This is a genomic window from Tenacibaculum soleae, assembly GCF_001693415.1.
GTDB lineage: Bacteria > Bacteroidota > Bacteroidia > Flavobacteriales > Flavobacteriaceae > Polaribacter > Polaribacter soleae.
In genome coordinates, this window is record NZ_MAKX01000035.1 from 1 (window position 1) to 21042 (window position 21042).

The window sequence follows — 21042 nt, forward strand, 5'->3', positions numbered from 1 at the left end:
GGAACAGGAGTAGTWACCATTGACACRACKGCWCCAACAGCAGATACRTTTACAAGTARCGATACTACCCCAACCTTAACAGGAACAGGAGAGGCAAATGAAACCTTAACAATTACTGTTGATGCAAATGGCGATGGTACGCCAGAGGTAACCTATACAGTAACAACTGACGGAACAGGAAACTGGAGTATTGATCCAGATACAGCAACAGCCGATAGTGGAACATTCCCAACGTTATCAGATGATGATACAATTGATGTAACCGCAACTGATGCAGGAGGAAACAGCGGAACAGGAGTAGTTACAATTGACACGACTGCACCAACAGCAGATACRTTTACAAGTAACGATACTACCCCAACCTTAACAGGAACAGGAGAGGCAAATGAAACCTTAACAATTACTGTTGATGCAAATGGCGATGGTACGCCAGAGGTAACCTATACGGTAACAACTGACGGAACAGGAAACTGGAGTATTGATCCAGATACAGCAACAGCSGATAGTGGAACATTCCCAACGTTATCAGATGATGATACAATTGATGTAACCGCAACCGATGCAGGAGGAAACAGCGGAACAGGAGTAGTAACCATTGACACGACTGCACCAACAGCAGATACATTTACAAGTAACGATATTACACCAACCTTAACAGGAACAGGAGAGGCAAATGAAACCTTAACAATTACTGTTGATGCAAATGGCGATGGTACACCAGAGGTAACCTATACGGTAACAACTGACGGAACAGGAAACTGGAGTATTGATCCAGATACAGCAACAGCSGATAGTGGAACATTCCCAACGTTATCAGATGATGATACAATTGATGTAGTAGCAACCGATGCAGGAGGAAACAGCGGAACAGGAGTAGTAACCATTGATACGACTGCACCTGTAATAACAATCGAAATAGATGATATTACCGAAGATAATATATTAAGTGCAGCAGAAGCAGGAGGAACAGTTGCAGTAACAGGAAGGGTAACGGGAGATTTTAATGAAGGAGATACAGTAATATTAACAGTTAATGGAACAGATTATACAGGAACAGTTGATGTATTAGGAAACTATAGCATTAATATACCAGGATTAGAACTGGCATTAGATGGAGATATAACAGTAGATGGAAGTGTAACAACAACAAATGGGATAGGAAACATTGGAACAGCGACAGATGTACAAATTTATAGCTTAGAAGATACAGACGGAGACGGAATTGCAGATGTAAATGATTTAGATGACGATAATGACGGAATTCCAGATACATCAGAAGGAACAGGAGATACCGATGGTGATGGTGTACCTGATTATTTAGATTTGGATAGTGATAACGACGGAATATTAGACGTTAATGAAGGAGGTGATGGTACATTAGATACTAATAATGATGGGGTTATTGACGCAAATGATAACGGATTTACAGATGTTAATAACGATGGCCAAGCTGATGGATCAGAAAATGCAGGAAACGAAGAACCAGATACTGATGGTGATGGCGTACCAGATTATCAAGATTTAGACAGTGACAATGACGGAATCAATGATGTTATAGAAGATGGTAATGTTGATGCTAATAATGATGGAATTGCAGATGGAGCAGATGCAGATGGAGATGGAATCGTGGACAGTGTAGATGCAGACGATCTAGTATTTGGTGAAGGAAACGGAGGTGAGTCTGATAATACAGATAGTGATAGTGATGGTATTCCAGATTATCAAGATTTAGATAGCGATGATGATGGAGTTAATGATGTTGTAGAAGGAGGAAATGAGGATATTGATGGAAACGGTCAAATAGATGGTCCTGATAACGATGGTGATGGGATCTTAGATATTGTAGATCAAGACAACGGAGACTTTGGAGATACAGGAAACACAGACGTAAATGATTCAGATCCAACGGACCCTACTGATGGAGGAAATGGAACAGTAGGAGATAGTGGAACAGATTCAGACGGCGATGGTATTCCAGACAGTGAAGATGGATTAGACGGATTCGGAGATGCAATAGATTTAGATACTTGTGTTGAAGTTTATAATGAGTTTACACCTAATGGAGATAATATTAATGACTATTTAGTTATTGGATGTATTGAAAATTTCAAAAATAATACATTAGAGATATTTAATAGATGGGGTAATACAGTGTATAAAGTAAAAGGATATAATAATTCTGATAAAGTGTTTAGAGGTATTTCTAATGGGCGAGCAAATGTAAGCGTTGATGAAAAATTGCCAGTAGGAACTTATTTTTATATGTTAGATTTAGGAAATGGATCTAAAGTTAGAAAAGGATGGATTTATATTAATAGATAATTAATACTTTTACAAAAAAAGAAAATTGAAATAAAATTTTATATAAAATGAAATTATTTTTAAGCATAGTTTTGGTATGTACATTTGGTATATGTATGATTACAAATGTACACGCACAACAAGATCCTCAATATACACAGTATATGTATAACACAATGAGTGTCAACCCTGCTTATGCTGGTTCAAAAGGTTATGGTGTTATTACTGCAATTGGAAGAACGCAGTGGGTAGGTTTTGAAGGAGCACCAAATACACAAAACATAAGTTATGATACTCCTATAGGATATTCAGGTTTGGGTTTAGGAGTTAATTTAATGAACGATGAAATTGGACCATCAAAAGAAATATATTTAGATGCAAATCTTTCTTATACAATCGAAACAGGAGAAGAAGGTAATCTAGCTTTTGGTTTGCGTTTAGGAGGGCGTTTTCTAAATATTGATTGGAGTAAAGGAAAGGCAGACAAGGATGAACCTATTTTTGGAGAAAATGTAAATAAATTTTTACCAACAGTAGGTGCAGGAATTTATTATCATGAACCAGAATGGTATGTAGGGTTATCGGTTCCAAATATTCTTCGAATTGAACACTATGATGAAAACCTTGCAGATACACAAACAACAGCAGTTGAAAGAATGCATTTCTTTTTTATAGCAGGTTATGTTTATGATATTAATGAAGATATCAAATTTAAGCCAGCAGTATTAGTAAAAGCAGTTTCAGGAGCTCCATTATCATTAGATGTTTCGGCTAATTTCCTATTTAATGAAAAGTTCAGAGCTGGTTTAGCATGGAGATGGGATGATTCTATTAGTGCTCTTTTGGGTTTCCAAGCTAGTGATAGATTATTAATAGGTTATTCATATGATTTAACAACATCAAACTATAATGTAACAAATTCAGGAACTCATGAGATTATGTTACAATATGAATTATTAAGAAACACAAAATTTAGATCTCCTCGATTCTTTTAAAAATAACTAATATGAATTTAAAAAAAGGACTATTATTACTTGTATTAATAGTAACTTTAAAAAGTTTTGGGCAAAGTAAAAAGGTAGCAGATCGTTATTTTAATGAATTTTCTTATGTAGAATCAGCCAAATTATACAAAGCTTTAGTCGAAGAAAAAGGAGACACATCTAAGCATGTTTTAAGTCGTTTAGCAGATTCTTATTACAATAATGCAGAAACTGAAGAAGCTGAACTTTGGTATAAAAAACTTGTTTTAACATATAAAGATAAGTTAGAAGACAAACATTTATTTAAATATGCCCAAGTATTACGAAGCAATGGTAAATATAAAAAGTCAGATTCTATATTTTTATCCCTAGCATCGTCAGATAATAGTAATCGAAAAAAGGAGTTAAAAAAAGACGATTATTTATTAGATTATTCAAATAAAAAAGTTCGAATAGGTGTTAGAAATTTATCGATTAATACTGAGTTTTCTGATTTTGGTGGTTTCTTATTGAATGGAAAATCATACTACACATCTGCAGTACCTAAGGGAATTAAAAAAGAACGTATTTACAAATGGAATAACCAACCATTTTTAAATATTTATAGTGCCGATGAAAAAATTGAAACGCTTGAAGAAAATGAAAAAGATACAGTGTTAACATTGATTAATCGTCGATTAATTGATGTGCCTATCACATCTGAGTTTCATGAGTCAACTCCAGTTTTTACAAAAGACGGTAAAACAATTTATTTTACACGTAACAATGCAAGCGGTAAAAAAGTAAGAAAAGACAAGAAAAACACTTCTAATTTAAAAATATATACAGCAAGTTTTGTAAACGGTTATTGGGTAAATGTTAAAGAATTACCATTTAACAATGACGAGTATTCTGTAGGACATCCAGCCTTGAGTACTGATGAAAAAACATTATATTTTGTGTCTAACATGCCAGGAGGTTTTGGAGGCACAGATATTTATAAAACAGCTATTTTAGGAAATAATGAATTTGGGACTCCTGTAAACTTAGGAGAAACAATTAATACTTCAGACAAGGAAATGTTTCCTTTTATAGGAGAAGACAATACGTTATATTTTTCATCAAACGGACACTTAGGTTTGGGACTTTTAGATATTTTTCAATCTAAAATAAGTCAAGATTCTATATACGCTAAAGCAGTTAATTTAGGAGAACCATTTAATAGTAAAAGAGATGATTTTTCTTTTTACGTTAGTAAAGAAGGTAAAAAAGGTTTCTTTTCATCTAATAGAAAGGAAGGTAAAGGAGATGATGATATTTATAGTTTTTATTTATATACAGAACCTCCAATTTGTGCTGAGCCAATTGAAGGTATAGTTACCGAAACAATAAACAACAGCCCTGTTGATGGCGCATTAATTAAATTAGTTAATGATGGTGGTAAGGTTGTAAAAGAAGCATTATCTAACAATTTAGGTAAATATGTATTTGAAGACATCTTATGCGGTAATAATTATACAGTAATTGCAAGTAAATTAGATCATAAATCAAAAGGTAAAAAGACTGTTACTATAACTAAAGGTGAAAGCAGTAATGCGAATTTAGAATTAACACCATTAATTGTTGGAAATCAGATTGTGATTAACCCGATCTTTTTTGATTATGGGAAATCAGTCATTAGAGAAGACGCTCAATATGAACTAGAAAGTATTGTAATGGTAATGACAAATCATCCTGAAGTTACAATAAAGATTGAAGCACATACAGATAGCAGAGGGCCTAGAACATTTAATAGAAAATTGTCAGATAAAAGAGCAAAATCTACAAGAGACTATATTTTATCAAGAGGTATAGCTAAAGACAGAATTGTAAGTGCAATAGGTTATGGTGAAGATCAATTATTGAATAAATGTAATGATGCGAATAAAAATAAGTGTACAGAAGAAGAGCATCAGAAAAATAGACGCTCATATTTTTACATAGTTAAAGGTGCTGATAATATTAAAATAAGACAAGCGGAACAAAAAATTAGAGTAAAAAGAAGAATTACTAAAAAGAATAATTTTTTGCTTTTTTTAAAAAATAATTTTAAAAAATCAAAGGGTAAAACTAATGGTAAGTGTATTATAGGTAAGGAGAAAGATTGTCACACAGATAAAAAAGGGTTTAAGATAAACTATAAAAACTAATTTAAGTCCCCCTTAAATTTTTGTGTATTAATAATTAAAAGCTCCTTTTTTAGGAGCTTTTTCTATTTAAATTCATAAGAAATAAAAAAACTCCTAAAAAAGGAGTTTTTAAAATATGTTGTCGGAAAAAAAATTATATAAATAAATTATCTATTTTTTCTTTTTCTTCTAGAGCTAAAGCAGCATCTACCAAAATACGACCACTATGTTCATCAATTGTAATTTTTTTACGATTAGCAATCTCTAACTGTACCTGAGGAGGTATTGTAAAGAAAGAACCTCCAGCAGCTCCACGTTCAATAGCTACTACAGCCAAACCATTTCTTACTTTGGTACGAATACGGTTGTAAGCTTTTAATAAATGATCATCGATAGATTTTGCGTATTCTTCAGACTTCTCTTTTAGTAACTGTTCTTCTTTCTCAGTCTCTTTTAAAATAGCATCTAACTCATTTTTTTTATGCGTTAAATGATTTTCTTGCTGTTTTAATTTTTCTTTAGTAGCTTCAATAACTTCATTTTTCTGAGCTATTTTAACTTTAAATTCTTTAATTCTTTTTTCAGATAATTGAATTTCTAATTCTTGAAATTCAACTTCTTTTGTTAAAGAATCAAATTCACGATTATTACGAACATTTTTTTGTTGTTCCTCGTACTTTTCAATTAATGCTTTAGATTCAGTGATAGCTAATTTTTTATTACTGATATCAGTATCTAAACTAGTAGATTCTTCTTTTAATTTAGATAATCTTGTGTTTAACCCGGCAACTTCATCTTCTAAATCTTCAACTTCTAAAGGTAATTCACCACGAACATTTCTGATTTCGTCAATTCTAGAATCGATTAACTGTAAATCGTATAACGCTCTTAACTTTTCTTCTACCGTTACTTCTTTTTTTGCCATCTGTTATATATAGTGTATTGGATTTGTACTTTTTTCACTTAAAATAATCGCAAAAGTACTAAATTTTTCACTAAGATAATCAAACAAAAGGTTTTTTGTAAACTGTTCACTTTCATAATGCCCAACATCAGCTAATAATATCTTTTTTTCGGCACTAAAAAACTCATGATATTTAAAATCAGCGCTTATATAAGCATCCGCTTTAGCTTTAATCGCATTTTTAATTGCAAAACTTCCTGATCCTCCTAATACAGCAACTTTTTTAATTTTTTTATTGAGTAATTCAGAATGTCTAACACAATCAGTTTTAAATGTTTTTTTTACAAAAGATAAAAATTCTTTTTCATCCATAGTGTTTAAAAATTCGCCCATCATTCCCATTCCTATATTTTGATTAGAATTGTTAAGCGTTATAATTTCATAAGCAACTTCTTCATAAGAATGAAAATCAAACAAAGTTTTTAATATTTTGCCTTCTAAATAACTATCAAAAGTTACAGAAATAGAAGTTTCTTCAGTAAAAGTTATTTCACCTTTTTGACCTATTGTTGGGTTCGAATTTTCATTGCCTCTATAGCTTCCTTTTCCATTAATATTAAAAGAGCAGTTATCATAATTACCAATGGTACCCGCTCCGGCTTCAAATAGTTTTTTTCGTAAATTTTCAGCTTCAGCAATCGGAACATACGTGGTAAGTTTTTTTATAATTCCTTTTTTAGGAATTAATGTTTTACAGTTTTGTAAGCCTAAAACTTCACACATTTTAGCAGAAACACCATTGTTTACGTTATCTAAAGCTGTATGTGTAGCGTAAATAGCAATATTGTTTTGTATTGCTTTTAAAACAACACGCTCTACATAATTATTACCGTTTATTTTTTTCAACCCACTAAAAACAATTGGGTGGAAGCTTACTATTAGATTACAGTTTTGTGCGATGGCTTCATCAACTGTTTCTTCTAAAGTGTCAAGCGTAACTAAAACTCCAGTTACTTTTGTGTTATAATCGCCTATTAATAAACCTACATTGTCAAAATCTTCAGCGTACGCAAGCGGAGCTAATTCTTCAATATAGTTAGTAACGTCTTTTATTTGCATAATTTAAAATATCTTGAATCAAAGTTAAGATTTTTATTACTTTTGATATAATGAAGTTACTTCGATTTTTATTATTTCCGTTTGCCGTTTTATACAACGTGATTACAACGATTCGTAATTGGTTTTTTGATATTGGTATTTTTAAGTCAACATCTTTTGATATACCTGTTATTGTAGTTGGGAATTTAAGCGTGGGCGGAACAGGAAAATCGCCTCAAATTGAATATTTGATAAGGTTGTTAAAGGATACCCATAAGGTAGCTGTTTTAAGTAGAGGTTATAAACGAAAAACAAAAGGTTTTCAAATAGTTAATACTTCGCACAAAGCGATTGATGTTGGTGATGAGCCTTTGCAGTTTTTTAAAAAATTTGGAAAAGAAGTAACCATTGCTGTTGATGCTGATAGAACAAACGGAATTCAACAATTATTAAACTTTAAAACTTCACCTGAAGTAGTTTTGTTAGATGATGCTTACCAACACAGAAAAGTAAAAGGAAGTACGTATATTTTGTTAACTAAATTTACAGATTTATATGTAAATGATTTTATGTTACCTACTGGAAATTTGAGAGAAAGTAGGAGCGGAGCAAAAAGAGCATCAGTAATTATTGTAACTAAATGTCCGCATGATTTAGATCAAAAGACTAAGGATACTATCATTAAAAAGATTGCACCTGAAAAAGAACAGCAAGTGTTTTTTACAACAATATCTTATGATGAAAATATCAAAGGAAGTGCAGCTCTGTTAACAATATCAGATTTAAAAGAAAAAGAAGTGTTGTTGGTAACTGGAATCGCAAACCCGGATTCGTTATTGAGTTTTTTATCAGAAGAAAATATAAAATACAAGCATTTAGCGTATCCTGATCATTATAATTTCACGGATAATGATATTATAAAGATTAAAAATGAAAGCAAAACCATTTCTTCTGAAACCGTAATTTTAACAACAGAAAAGGATTATATGCGTTTAAACGGAAAGATTGATAATTTGTGTTATATAACGATTAAAAGTACTTTTTTGTCAGATGAAGAAAAGTTTAATCAGTTTGTATTGAGTCACGTTAAAAAAAATATTAAATAACGCGTTCATTAGCTTTATAAGCACCACGTCGGTGTAAAATCCATTGTGCTTCATCTAAAGGATTCACTCCTTTAAAATCTTTTGTTTTACCCTCTCCTTCTGGGCAAACAGCATATTTATCAAACACCATTCTTAAACGAAGTCTTCCGCTACAAATAGTATTTAATTTAAAGCTTAAATCTAAAGATGTTGCTACGGGTATAGTTCCAGACAGAATTACTAAATCTTGATCAAAAGTAGGAGAACCTATAATAGCTCTTCTATTTGTAAGTTCTGAAATTAATTTACCTAATAACTCTTCATTAGTCTTTATTTCAAAGCGTAATAAAGGTTCTAATAAATGTGTACCTCCGTTTTGTAAACCTTTCATGATGCCCATCGGTGTTGCTAAATTAAAATCTCCAGGTCTAGAATGTACATTATGATCTTCTCCTTTAATTAACGTAATTTTTACATCGGTAACTTCCCAACCTAAAAGTCCTTGTTCAAGAGCTTTTGGAATTGTTTTTGCTATTTCGTTTTGATATTTATTATGAACGTCATTTTTCGAAACAATGGATTGATAGGTAACTCCAGAATTTAAAGGCGCAGGTTCAATTAAAAAAGTCATAATTGCCCAGCATGGTTTCGGCATCCAATAACGAATATAACCCTCGGAAGCTTTAGTAATGGTTTCTTTATAAACTATTTGAGGATCTGTAAAATTTACAGCAATATTAAAACGTTCTTGTAATAAATGAGTAAGTACTTCTATTTGCATATCTCCCATTAATAAAAGAATCAATTCTTTTTCGGGTTTGTGCCATTTAAATTGTAAACTCGGATCTTCCTTATCTATAAGTTGTAATGCCTGAGCAAGCGCATTATAATCTTTATCGTTGATAGCGATTACTTGTACGCTTAAAACGGGAATGTTTAATTCTGGCAAGGTTGGTGTTTCAGAAGGATTACCAAGAATGTCTCCCGCTTTTGTTCCTAAAACTCCAGTAATTATTCCGATATCTCCTACTGTAATATTGGTATCTAAATGTTTTGTTTGATGGAATGTTTTTGTCTGATTAATTTTAGTTTCTAATCCTTGTGTATGATTATCAATAACCGATTTAGCAGATAATTCACCCGAAAAAACTTTTACATATGCCATAGCACCATGTACTTTATGATGTTCTAATTTATATACATACGCAGCAACTTCTTCAGAAACATTTCTTTTTTTAGGTTTGATAAAATCAACAATTCCGTTTAATAAAATTTCAACACCAATGTTGTTTTTCGCAATTCCAGTAAAAACAGGAACGATCCTATTGTTTGAAGTACTTTTTGCAATTATATTTAAATAGACTTCATCAGAAAAATGAATTCCGTTTAAATATTGAGTAAGTAGCTTTTGATCAGTTTCTATGAGCTCTTCAGTAATAGTTTCTTTTTGCTCTTTACTAATTTTATTATTGTTAAAAACTTCGGATATATAGGCAGAAGTTAAACCTTCGTCATGACTTGTAGAAATAGCTACCGTTTTATATTGTAGCTCTTTTTTTATTTGCCTTAAAACAGCTTCTGTATCTGCACCTAATCTGTCTATTTTATTGATAAAAATTAGCGTAGGTATTTTTAAATCATGCAAGGCATCTACTATTGTTAAGGTATGTGCTTGCACGCCCTCAACAGCCGAAATTACTAAAATAACAGCATCCACAACACAAAGAGTTCTAGCAACCTCACTAGAAAAATCTACGTGACCAGGAGTGTCAATTAAGTTAATTTTAGTGTTTTTCCAATTAAAAGAAGTAGTAGCGGCTTTAATCGAAATTCCGCGTTCTTTTTCTAATGCTAAATTATCGGTAACCGCAGATCCTTTATCTACACTACCTATTTTTCTGATAGCACCAGTATGATATAATAAATGCTCTGTTAATGTCGTTTTTCCGGCATCTACATGTGCCAGAATACCAATATTAAGAATGTTAGAATGCTTCATTAATTAGTATGATGCTTGTTGTAGAATTAAAATTTTTTAGTAGCTGCTGCGCTTATTTGTTTGATATCTTGCTCATCTTTTCGTGGACAAATTAAAAGCACTCCATCTTTTTCAACCACAATAAAATCATTTAAACCTTGAATAATTACCTTTTTACCACTTTCGGTACGAATCATATTTCCGCTTGCGTCCCTAAAAATGGTTTCAGCACCTACAATAGCATTTTTTTGATCGTCTTTATCTAATTTATTATACAAAGATCCCCAAGTACCAAGATCATTCCAACCAAAATCTACAGGTAAAATGTGTACGTTGTTTGAGCGCTCCATAATTCCGTAATCAATAGAAATATCTTCACATTTTTCGTAATTGTTTTTAATAAAATCAGCTTCTAAATCAGTATTGTAAATAGCATTTGTACCTTCTAAAACCGTTAACATGCTTGGTAAGTGTTTTTTAAAAGCATCTAAAATACTTTTGGTAGACCAAATGAAAATTCCTGCGTTCCATAAATAATCACCACTAGCTATAAACTCTTTAGCAGTTGCTAGGTTTGGTTTTTCAGTGAATTTTTTTACCTTTTTTATATCCGAAGAACTTTCTTGAAACTGAATATACCCATAACCAGTGTTTGGTGCATCTGGTTGAATACCTAGCGTCATTAAAGTGTTGTTTTTTGCAGATGCTTCAAACGAAGTTTTTATGTTATTTAAAAATTCAGTTTCATCTTCAATCCAATGATCAGAAGGTGCCACTAACATCACTGCGTCTTTATTTTGAGCATTAATTTTTAAAGCAGCATATAAAATACACGGAGCTGTATTGCGCATTGCCGGCTCTAATAAAAGTTGCTTTTTAGTGGTTTTTGGTAATTGCTCTAAAACCAAATTTTCATAACGTTCGTTTGTAGCGATTAAAATATTTTCAGCCGGAATTAAAGCATTAATTCGGTTAAAAGTACGCTGAATTAATGATTCACCAGTTCCTAACATATCATGAAACTGTTTTGGGTATTCTTCTGTGCTTACTGGCCAAAAACGTGAGCCAACACCACCAGCCATAATTACTGCGTAATAATTTTTATTCATAAAAAAATATTATCATTCCTGAAAAAACAGGTGTTTTGTTTATGTGTTTGAAGCTACTAATATCACTTCTGCATTTTGATTAAAAAGATATATTCTTTTGTTCGTTAAATTTAAACATTCATAACGAGTTCTGCGTTTGTTTCCTCTTTTATATAACGTTTCTTTAAACTGAAAAATACTATCAACAGGGATTTGAAAGATAAAACTCTTTCCGTTTTCAGCTTCGCCACCACGTAGCGCTAATGATAAATTAACATCAGTATCGGTACTTGCTTTCGGGTTTTTAAGATAGTTAGCTAAATAAGGTAATATTTTCTTCGGATAAATATCTGGTTGTAAAAACGGCAACATTAAATGCTGAAAAACTGTTTTCCAATGTTTGCCATGAGGTTGGACTCGCCCAAACCTTTTATGCGTAACATGATGTGCAATTTCATGAATTAAAGTTAATAAAAACTGAAATTCGTTCAAGTTATTATTAACCGTAATTTGTGTTTGCCCGTTCGGAAAAGTTCGAAAATCACCATGTTTTGTTTGTCGCTGATTTACAATTTTAAGGTTGATTTTATGCTCGTTAATTAAATACTCAACTAACGGAATTGCTTTTTCAGGAATATATTTTATAAGTGTTTGGTACAAATGATATTAATTCGAATGATTTTTATTCTAGAATATAACAGAGAAATAAAGTTTCTCGAAGAGATATTTCGTTTTTATGGTGTTGAACTAGATACTTCTAGTACTTTTCCGTTGTAAAATTTATTTCCTGTTAAGGCGAAATCAAAAATATAACTTGCCATTTCTTTTGCTGATAATGGAGCAATGTAACCAGGAAAAGCTTCTTCTAACATTTCAGTTTGTACAGCACCTAAAGCCAATATATTAAAAGCAATTTGTTGCTCTTTGTATTCTTCTGCTAATAATTCTGACAAAGTAATTACTGCTCCTTTTGCAGAGCTATAAGCAGCTAAACCAGGAAATTTCATACTTCCTTGTACTCCGCCCATAGAGCTAACTGTAACTACATGACTTCCTTTTTTGAAAAACGGAATTAATAGCTTTGTTAACTCGGCAACAGCAAATACATTTACTTTATAAACTTCCTCGAAATCAGCCGTAGTTAAATCTGTAAAAGGCTTATTTACTAGTTTTCCTGCGTTGTTAATTAAAACATCAACAGTTTTCCATTCTTTTTTAATGAATAAGGTTACTTTGTTTAAATCGTCATTATTAGATAAATCGACAGCTATCGTTGTAATGTTTTTATGATTTATTTTTTCTAGTGGTTTTGTGTTTCTTGATAAAGCCAATACTTTATGTCCTTCGTTAGCAAACTGTTGTGCTAATTCAAAACCAATACCTCTACTGGTTCCTGTAATTACAATATGTTTCATTTTTATAATGATAATTAGAAAGAGCAAGCTAGTTAATTTTTCATACATTTATGTATCTAATAAAACTTTTAATATGAAAAAAAATAGCTTTTTACTTTTGTTTTTATTGATGTCAGTATATTCATTTAGTCAAAAAACGTATGTTTTATGCGGAAAATTAATAGATGTCGCATCAGGTGAAATTCAAATTAAAAAAACAATTGTTGTTAAGGATAATAAAATTATACATGTTAAGAGTGGTTATATAATGCCTAGAGATAAAACTTCTAAAACAATAGATTTAAGAGATAAAGTGGTTATGCCAGGCTTGATTGATATGCATGTGCATATTGAAATGGAATTTGATGCTAAAACTCGTTTGAATAAATACACTTTAAATGAAGCTGATGTAGCTTATAATTCTGTTGGTTTTGCAAAATCAACTTTGTTAAACGGATTTACAACAGTAAGAGATTTAGGAGGAACGGGTGTAAATATTTCAATAAAAAAAGCAATCGAAGCAGGGAAAATTCCAGGGCCAAGAGTTTTTACAGCAGGTAAATCATTGGCAACTACTGGTGGTCATGCAGATCCTACAAACGGAAGTAGTCGACTTTTAACTGGTAATCCGGGGCCAAAAGAGGGAGTTGTAAATTCGGTGGAGGATGCTAAAAAAGCCGTACGGCAGCGTTATAAAAATGGAGCAGATTGTATTAAAATTACCGCAACAGGTGGCGTTTTAAGTGTGGCTAAATCAGGTGATAATCCTCAGTTTACTGTTGAGGAAATAAAAGCGATTTGTGATATGGCTAAAGATTACGGAATGCATGTGGCGGCACACGCACATGGTGATGAAGGAATGCAACGTGCAATAATTGGCGGTGTTAAAACGATTGAACACGGAACTTATATGAGTGATGAAACCATGGAGTTGATGAAAAAGTACAACGTTTTTTTAGTGCCAACAATTACAGCAGGAAAAGAGGTAGAAGAGAAAGCTAAAATTAAAGGATTTTATCCTGATATTGTGGTTCCGAAAGCATTAGCTGTTGGGCCAAAAATTCAAGGAACTTTTGCAAAAGCATATAAACAAGGCGTTGGTATTGCATTTGGTACAGATGCAGGTGTTTTTAAACATGGTAACAATGGTAAAGAATTTGGTTACATGGTTGAAGCGGGTATGCCAGCGATAGAAACCATTCAGGCAGCAACTATTACGAATGCTAAAATCTTAAAAATGGAGAATGAAATAGGGCAGGTAAAAAAAGGTTTTTTTGCTGATATTATAGCTGTAAATGAAGATCCAACTAAAAATATTAAAACAATGGAAAACGTTGTTTTTGTAATGAAAAACGGTGTGGTTTATAAAAAGTAAAGTATATGAAGTTACTGAAGATAGCTATTTCAGAGGTAGTAAACGAAGGAAAGAAGTTTGTTTTAGATGAAAACAATTTGATAAGTTATGATGAGTTTTTATTGTTGAAAAGTACTTTATTTAAAGATAGAGGAGTAGTGTATTTTATTTTTGTTGAAAAAGAACTTAAATACATAGGGAAATCTAAAGGAAAGAACTTTAAACAACGAATGAGGAATCATTTTATAACTAAAAATAAGAAAACAGCATCTAAGTTAGATAAAATAAGAAAAGAAATCAATGCAGGTAAGAAGGTTAACTTATCATTTTTACTCACAGAAAAAGAGTCGTTTAGATCAGTTATTGAAGATGAGTTGATTTTATGGTTTAAAGATAAATATGAACTTTGGAATCAACAAAAAGGATAAGTTATTTAGTTGTTAAAAAATAATAATTTTTAAAACGTTATGTGTTGGTAAGCACCAATATCAGGATTTGTAGTTCTGTTAACTCCTAAAATATCTTCATAAATAGTAGAACTTTTAGCTTTATTAATAGCATCAGAATTTTTACCAATTATAAAATGATTTAAAGAAGTGTTTTTAAAGTGATAATTACCATTTAAAATATTGTTTTGATAATGTGTAGTATTATCAAAGTTTAACTCATTATTATTAGTAAAAGAATTATTAAAATCATTAAATTGAATCATTGAACTCTCAACATTATAGTTAAAAGTAGTTCCGTTTATTTTGTCTACAATTAATTCAATATTATTTCCTCCTGTAATAATGCAATTGGTAAAATTTGCAGCAATCAAATCGTTAGTTAGTACTTTTTCTTCATTATTACTATCAATAAAAGTTGTGTGATTGTTCACTAAAACACTTGGTAATTGCCTAAAACTATTGCCCCAGTAATTAGCAAAGGTTGCATGTGTAAAGTTATAAATACCACCATAAGTACAGGCTAAAGAAGATTGTCCTGCGTTACCAATAACCAAATTTTCTCCTAAGATGTTAGTATTTCTTCCTAAAATACCGTAGTTTGAGTTGTTGTAAATTTCAGTGTTTTTTATGGTAAGTGTGGGGGGTGTATTTGTACTTAGGCTATCGACTAAAATACCGATAACTCCGTTTTTAATTACGGCATGATTAATTTCATTTCCTTTACTACCAGCCCGCATCCAAATACCACCCCATTGACCAGGAACATTACTAAAACGATGTTCTAATCTATCTCCTTCAAAAACTACTTTTTTGTTAAGTGTTCCGTTAACTTCTAAGCTACCTTTTTTGTCAACAATTAATCCTGAATTTTTATGAAAGTGAATTTTAGCACCTGCATTAATAGTTAATTTTTTATCCGAAGAAATAGCAGCATAACCATAAATAACATAAGGTTTTTCATCTGTAAAAGTAAGTTCGGTATCTGTTAAAAAACGTCCTTGAATTTCGGTGTCTTTTCCATCAATAGTCAAGGTTTCAATTACTGAACCCGTTTTTGAAGGAAAAATAAAATGCGCATCTTGTACTAGAGTAACTAAATTTACATTTTGTTGCTTGTTTCCGTTATCAAATAATAATTTATCGGTATATAGTGGATTTGGAGTAGTGTTAAAATCAATAGTGGTTTCAATAAAAATATAGATACTATCGTTTGCTAAAATATCAATATTATAAAATTCTTTTCCTGCTATTCCATCAACATTTATGCGGTAGTTGGAAGTTATTCCATTGGCCAATTTAATTTCTGGAATTGATATTGCTTTGTTACTTCGATTATATACTTTTAAATTATAAGTAGCAGATCCAATATTTGAAAAAATGGTATCTAAAAAAACGGTGTCTTTAGAAAATTCTAGCTTTCCGAAGTTAGACACCGTTTTAAAATCTTTTCTACATGAAGCTATTGTTATTAAAATTACAATTATAATAAATTGAAAGAGATGCTTCATAGGTAGTTATTTTTTAATTTTACTTGAAGAATATATTATTTTTTTATCAACTCAATTTCAAATAATTTTCCCCAATGTTTTCCAGTAACAAATAAGCGATTGTTTTCTTTATCGTAAGCAATACCGTTTAAAACATCATCACTTCTTTCTAACTCTTGTTCTTCAGCAACAATATCTCTTAAACCATTTAAATTAGCAACACCTTCAACAACACCAGTATTTGGATTGATAATTAAAATTGAATTTTGCTGCCATTTATTAGCGTAAATTTTTCCGTTAATTAATTCAATTTCATTTAAATTATCAACAGCATATTTATTGGTGTAAACCTGAATATTTCTTTCCTCTTTCTGATTTAGGGCATTTAAAAACCAAATTTTATTAGTTCCGTCAGATTTTATTAATTCACTGTCGTTATGTGTTAAACCCCAACCTTCGTTACTATGGTTGTAATTAAATTCATTAATTTGTTTAAAAGTTTCCAAATCATATATAAAACCTTTACGAGCTTGCCATGTTAACCAATAAATTTTATTGTCAAAAATGGTCATTCCTTCACCAAAATATTTTTTATCTAAATCAATCTTTTGTAAAATTTCACCAGTTTTTATAGCAACTTTTCTTAAGGTTGATTGCCCTCTACGTCCTGTAGTTTCATATAAAAAACCATCATTAAACTCTAACCCCTGAGTATAGGCATCTTTATCGTGTGGGAAAGTGTTGATAATTTTATAAGTGTAAACAGCAGGAGCGTTTTTTGCTAAAATTTCAATAGAATTGTTAATTTTTTTAGATTTATTAGGATAAAAAGCCAAGGCAGTAACCAAGTGTTTTCCTACACCAAAATCAGTAGTGTTTATAGCAATACTTGTTTCGTTTTTGTTTACACGTTTTTTATTAACGAATAAATGTACCGAATCGATTTTATTTCCTTTAAGTTGTTCAAACTTTATAGCTGCTTTTTGTCCTAAAGTTGTTTTTTTAGAGGTGTTTAACTTAAATTTGTAGCCAGTTTCACTACAAGATGTAATAAATGTTGCTGTTAAAGCTAAAGCTAAGTATGTATAAATACGCATATTTTATAGTTTGATTTCTAATTTATTCGTTTGTACTACAAATTAAAACAATTTATTTGTTTGAAAATTAAAAAATATGGTTAAATTTGCATCCTCAAACAACTAAAAAAATATTTTTAGTGTAAAACCTTACCATTTTTACATGTTTGATAAAAAATTAAAACAATATTTAAAAGTCATTTAAGATGCGTAAAGGAATACATCCAGAAAATTATAGAATGGTAGCTTTTAAAGATATGTCTAACGGAGATGTATTTTTAACACGTTCAACTGCTAATACTAAAGAAACTTTAGACGTAGAAGGAACTGAGTATCCATTAATAAAATTAGAAATTTCAAGAACTTCTCACCCTTTCTATACAGGTAAGTCTAAATTAGTAGATACTGCAGGTCGTATTGATAAGTTCAAAAATAAATATGCGAAATTTAAAAAATAATTTCAAGTATCTAAAATATTTAAAAGCTCTAACATTTGTTAGAGCTTTTTTTATGGTATAAAACTTGTATTTTTGCCTATCAAAATTATAAAAATGAGAGATACAATCTTAGCAATTATTGTTGTCATAAATATACTATGTGGTATATTGGTTTACTTTATGCCAGATATGGGAAACTATATTTTATTAACCATTGCTACTGGAGTAACAATACTGGCTTTGTACGATGCTTTTATTCAAAAAAAACATTCATTGATGCGTGCTTTTCCTGTTGTAGCAAGGTTGCGTTGGGTATTTGAAGAAGAGCGCGAAAAAATTCAACAATATTTTATTGAAGATGATTTAAACGGAACCCCAATTAATAGAGAAAAAAGGAGTCTTGTTTATCAACGATCAAAAAAAGAAATAGAAACTGTACCTTTTGGTACACAACATAATGTGTATGAAAAAGGATATGAGTTTGTAAAACATTCATTATTTCCTAAAGATCACCATCATATTAAAGGCGAAAGGGTTATTATTGGTTCTGATAAGTGTACTCAAAAGTATGATGCTTCTATTGTAAATATATCAGCTATGTCTTTTGGATCCTTAAGTAAAAATGCGATTAAGGCGTTAAATCAAGGTGCAAAAATGGCAAATTTTGCTCATAATACTGGTGAAGGAGGAATTTCACCTTATCATTTACAAGGTGGAGATTTAATTTTTCAAGTAGGAACAGGTTATTTTGGAGCAGGAAAAAGTGTAGTAGGTAAACGTGTTTTTGATGCGGCTATTTTTAAAGAAAATGCAATTCGCCCTGAAGTAAAAATGATAGAAATTAAATTTTCACAAGGTGCAAAACCTGGGCATGGTGGTATTTTACCAGCCAAGAAAAATACCGAAGAAATTGCAAAAATCCGTTCAATAAAACCCTTTACTAGAGTCGATTCTCCACCAAATCATTCCGCTTTTACAAATTTTGAAGAAATGATTGCTTTTATTCAACAAGTAAGAGAGTTATCTGAAGGAAAGCCAGTGGGAATAAAATTTTGTGTAGGAGATAATGAAGAAATTGAAATGATGATAAAAGCATTTGCTGAGGCAAATAATTATCCTGATTTTATAGCGGTTGATGGAGGAGAAGGAGGTACCGGATCTGCTCCAATAGAGTTTTCAAATTATGTAGGTACGCCATTGTTAGAAGGTTTAGCTTTTGTAAATAAAACATTACAAAAATATCAGCTAAAAGATCAAATAAAAATTATTGCAAGCGGTAAAGCTATTGATGCTTTTGATATTGTTAAATATAAGGCATTAGGAGCCGATGTTATTGGTATGGCTCGTAGTTTTATGCTAAGTTTAGGTTGCATTCAAGCACGTGAATGTAATTTAGATACTTGTCCGGTTGGAGTTGCAACTCAAGACGAGGATTTGGTTGAGGCTTTAGTAGTTGGTGATAAAAATATTCGTGTTAAAAATTATCATGATAAAACCATTGCAGCGGTAAAAGAAGTAGTTGCCGCAATGGGAAAAGAATCTATTTTAGATGTGAAAGCAAAGCATGTTTTTAGAAGAAATAAAGCAGGAGATATCATTTCTTTGGATAAAATTTATAATTAAAAAATAAAATTATTGGAAACAACAATACAATTCAATTCTAAAGAATATCAATTAGAACGTTACCCAAAAACAGAAGATGAATCTTTACGTGCATGGAGTAGTGCTGAATTACTGGTGTTGGAATATATTTCAGATAAGAAAGACGATTATGTTCATTTGTTTAACGATCGATTTGGAGTATGGAATACTTTATTAAATAACAAAAAACTAACAACGGTTTGTACTTATGCTAGTCAGGAAAAAGCAATTATTCAAAATTTAAATTTAAATAATTTACCCGCGAATAATGATTTTAAAACGCCTTTAGATATTTTAAGTAGTATTGAATTAGCATTATTAAAAATTCCGAAATCGGTCGAATTATTTGAATTGTTTTTACAACAAATTCACAAAGCTTCCAGCAATGAGACCGAAGTTGTTTGCGGGTTTATGACCAAGTATTTTTCAATATCATTTTTAAAAATAGCAGAAGTGTATTTCGATGAAGTTGTTCAGACAAAAGCATGGAAAAAAGCGCGCTTGTTAGTTTTAAAGAAGCCTAAAAAAATAACCAAGTATAAAGAGTTGATAAATGAAGTTGAATGGAAAGATGAATTTTTGCAGCAGTATTACGGTGTTTTTTCATCAGGTAAAATTGATATTGGAACTCAGTTTTTATTAGAGAATTTAAAAGTAAGGTCTGATGAGTTAAATGTGCTTGATGTTGCTTCAGGAAATGGAATAATAGCTTATGAAATAATAAAGAAACAACCAAAAGCTATTTTAACGTTGGTTGATGATTTTAATTTAGCAATAAGATCTTCTCAGTTAAATTTAAAAAGTGAAGGAACACAGTTTGTTTGTGCTGATAACTTAGATAATTTACAAGACAAAAATTATGACTTGGTGGTGTCAAACCCTCCTTTTCATTTTGAGCATGAAAATAATATAGAAGTTGCATTAACACTTTTTAAAGGTGTAGAAAGTTGCTTGAAACTTGACGGGCGTTTTGTGTTGGTAGCAAACAAACATTTAAACTATAAAACACACTTAGAAAAACTTTTTAAAAATGTTTTTGTTGTAGCTGAAAATAAAAAATTTGTAGTTTATGAGTGTATTAAATAAGTTAGTAATTTGAATAGAATACAAACAAAGGTCTTGGTAATTTTACCAAGACCTTTGTTTGTATTAGGGTGGTGATTTAGTTTTTTTTTATCTCTAAACATTAGGATAATTATTTTTTAGTTTTTCTGAATAAAAGTTATTAACAATTTATTTTAAAAGTTATTAACACTTGTTAGTAAAATTTGTATATTTGCAGTTAATAAACGTATATTGAATTAATCCCTAAATTCCCCCATTCATATGTTTTCAGAAAAAAAAACACCTATAGGTGAAAAAAAAAGTAAACTTTTAGAGTTTCCTAAAATAAATGTGTTAGAACACAAGATTGAACAGGTAAATGAGTTTATAAGACAGCGAAAAGTCTTTTTTTTAAGAAATTTAAATAAAGATAAGTTTGAAATTTTTTTTACAGATCATACAGGTTTAAAAAGAATAGAAGCTTCAGTTTGGACAGTTTCAGAAAAAGCTATTATTCTTAAAAATACAACAGTAGTTCCGTTTAGTGATATTGTTGCAGTAGCATAAAAAGTAAAA

18 protein-coding genes are annotated in these 21042 nt (G+C 30.8%); 10 read left to right on the forward strand and 8 right to left on the reverse strand.

Going from position 1 to position 21042, the window contains the following annotated elements:
* The 3 genes from BA195_RS12500 to BA195_RS12510 all read left to right on the forward strand — a co-directional run.
* On the forward strand, nucleotides 1–2322 hold a 2322-nt coding region (locus BA195_RS12500), incomplete at its 5' end, for a T9SS type B sorting domain-containing protein (protein ID WP_141677718.1).
* 47 nt (nucleotides 2323–2369) lie between these two features.
* The gene (locus tag BA195_RS12505) at nucleotides 2370–3296 is read left to right on the forward strand and encodes a PorP/SprF family type IX secretion system membrane protein (RefSeq protein ID WP_068705981.1); all 927 of its coding nucleotides are present in this window, start codon (nucleotides 2370–2372) and stop codon (nucleotides 3294–3296) included.
* Between the two features lie 11 nt (nucleotides 3297–3307).
* Nucleotides 3308–5452, forward strand: coding sequence for an OmpA family protein (locus BA195_RS12510; RefSeq protein ID WP_068705982.1), 2145 nt, complete (start codon nucleotides 3308–3310; stop codon nucleotides 5450–5452).
* A gap of 133 nt (nucleotides 5453–5585) precedes the next feature.
* On the opposite strand, the gene BA195_RS12515 is transcribed toward BA195_RS12510, so the two are convergent.
* Nucleotides 5586–6356, reverse strand: a complete 771-nt coding sequence (locus BA195_RS12515; protein WP_068705986.1) for a zinc ribbon domain-containing protein — start codon at nucleotides 6354–6356, stop codon at nucleotides 5586–5588.
* Between the two features lie 3 nt (nucleotides 6357–6359).
* Entirely contained in the window at nucleotides 6360–7454 is a 1095-nt protein-coding gene (locus BA195_RS12520) for a Nif3-like dinuclear metal center hexameric protein (protein ID WP_068705988.1), read from the reverse strand.
* 50 nt (nucleotides 7455–7504) lie between these two features.
* Here BA195_RS12520 and lpxK point away from each other — a divergent pair, with 50 nt between their 5' ends.
* Nucleotides 7505–8539 (forward strand): tetraacyldisaccharide 4'-kinase, encoded by a 1035-nt coding sequence (gene lpxK / locus BA195_RS12525; RefSeq protein WP_068705990.1) that lies wholly within the window; start codon nucleotides 7505–7507, stop codon nucleotides 8537–8539.
* On the opposite strand, the gene BA195_RS12530 is transcribed toward lpxK, so the two are convergent.
* From BA195_RS12530 to BA195_RS12545, 4 genes are all read right to left on the reverse strand, one after another.
* On the reverse strand, nucleotides 8532–10517 hold the full coding sequence (locus BA195_RS12530) for a GTP-binding protein (protein WP_068705992.1): 1986 nt from the start codon (nucleotides 10515–10517) through the stop codon (nucleotides 8532–8534). The genes lpxK and BA195_RS12530 overlap by 8 nt on opposite strands.
* Nucleotides 10518–10543: 26 nt before the next feature.
* Nucleotides 10544–11605: a mannose-1-phosphate guanylyltransferase gene (locus BA195_RS12535; RefSeq protein ID WP_068705994.1), complete on the reverse strand. Its 1062-nt coding sequence runs from the start codon at nucleotides 11603–11605 to the stop codon at nucleotides 10544–10546.
* A gap of 39 nt (nucleotides 11606–11644) precedes the next feature.
* Nucleotides 11645–12244 (reverse strand): SprT-like domain-containing protein, encoded by a 600-nt coding sequence (locus tag BA195_RS12540; protein ID WP_068705996.1) that lies wholly within the window; start codon nucleotides 12242–12244, stop codon nucleotides 11645–11647.
* A gap of 74 nt (nucleotides 12245–12318) precedes the next feature.
* The gene (locus BA195_RS12545) at nucleotides 12319–12999 is read right to left on the reverse strand and encodes an SDR family NAD(P)-dependent oxidoreductase (protein ID WP_068705998.1); all 681 of its coding nucleotides are present in this window, start codon (nucleotides 12997–12999) and stop codon (nucleotides 12319–12321) included.
* A gap of 73 nt (nucleotides 13000–13072) precedes the next feature.
* On the opposite strand from BA195_RS12545, the gene BA195_RS12550 reads away from it, so the two are divergent.
* Nucleotides 13073–14353: a metal-dependent hydrolase family protein gene (locus BA195_RS12550; RefSeq protein WP_068706000.1), complete on the forward strand. Its 1281-nt coding sequence runs from the start codon at nucleotides 13073–13075 to the stop codon at nucleotides 14351–14353.
* A 5-nt stretch (nucleotides 14354–14358) separates the two neighbouring features.
* Nucleotides 14359–14760, forward strand: coding sequence for a GIY-YIG nuclease family protein (locus tag BA195_RS12555; protein WP_068706001.1), 402 nt, complete (start codon nucleotides 14359–14361; stop codon nucleotides 14758–14760).
* Nucleotides 14761–14789: 29 nt separating this feature from the next.
* On the opposite strand, the gene BA195_RS12560 is transcribed toward BA195_RS12555, so the two are convergent.
* Together BA195_RS12560 and BA195_RS12565 are read right to left on the reverse strand one after the other, a co-directional pair.
* Nucleotides 14790–16289, reverse strand: a complete 1500-nt coding sequence (locus BA195_RS12560; protein ID WP_068706003.1) for a hypothetical protein — start codon at nucleotides 16287–16289, stop codon at nucleotides 14790–14792.
* Between the two features lie 35 nt (nucleotides 16290–16324).
* Entirely contained in the window at nucleotides 16325–17365 is a 1041-nt protein-coding gene (locus BA195_RS12565; protein WP_068706005.1) for a glutaminyl-peptide cyclotransferase, read from the reverse strand.
* A 185-nt stretch (nucleotides 17366–17550) separates the two neighbouring features.
* Here BA195_RS12565 and BA195_RS12570 point away from each other — a divergent pair, with 185 nt between their 5' ends.
* The 4 genes from BA195_RS12570 to BA195_RS12585 all read left to right on the forward strand — a co-directional run bounded on the left by BA195_RS12570 (nucleotide 17551) and on the right by BA195_RS12585 (nucleotide 21033).
* Nucleotides 17551–17802, forward strand: coding sequence for a type B 50S ribosomal protein L31 (locus BA195_RS12570; RefSeq protein ID WP_068706007.1), 252 nt, complete (start codon nucleotides 17551–17553; stop codon nucleotides 17800–17802).
* Nucleotides 17803–17895: 93 nt separating this feature from the next.
* Nucleotides 17896–19404, forward strand: a complete 1509-nt coding sequence (locus BA195_RS12575; RefSeq protein ID WP_068706009.1) for an FMN-binding glutamate synthase family protein — start codon at nucleotides 17896–17898, stop codon at nucleotides 19402–19404.
* A gap of 12 nt (nucleotides 19405–19416) precedes the next feature.
* Entirely contained in the window at nucleotides 19417–20508 is a 1092-nt protein-coding gene (locus tag BA195_RS12580; RefSeq protein ID WP_084443205.1) for a class I SAM-dependent methyltransferase, read from the forward strand.
* A 240-nt stretch (nucleotides 20509–20748) separates the two neighbouring features.
* Entirely contained in the window at nucleotides 20749–21033 is a 285-nt protein-coding gene (locus BA195_RS12585) for a hypothetical protein (protein WP_068706010.1), read from the forward strand.
* The last annotated feature ends 9 nt before the right edge of the window (nucleotides 21034–21042 follow it).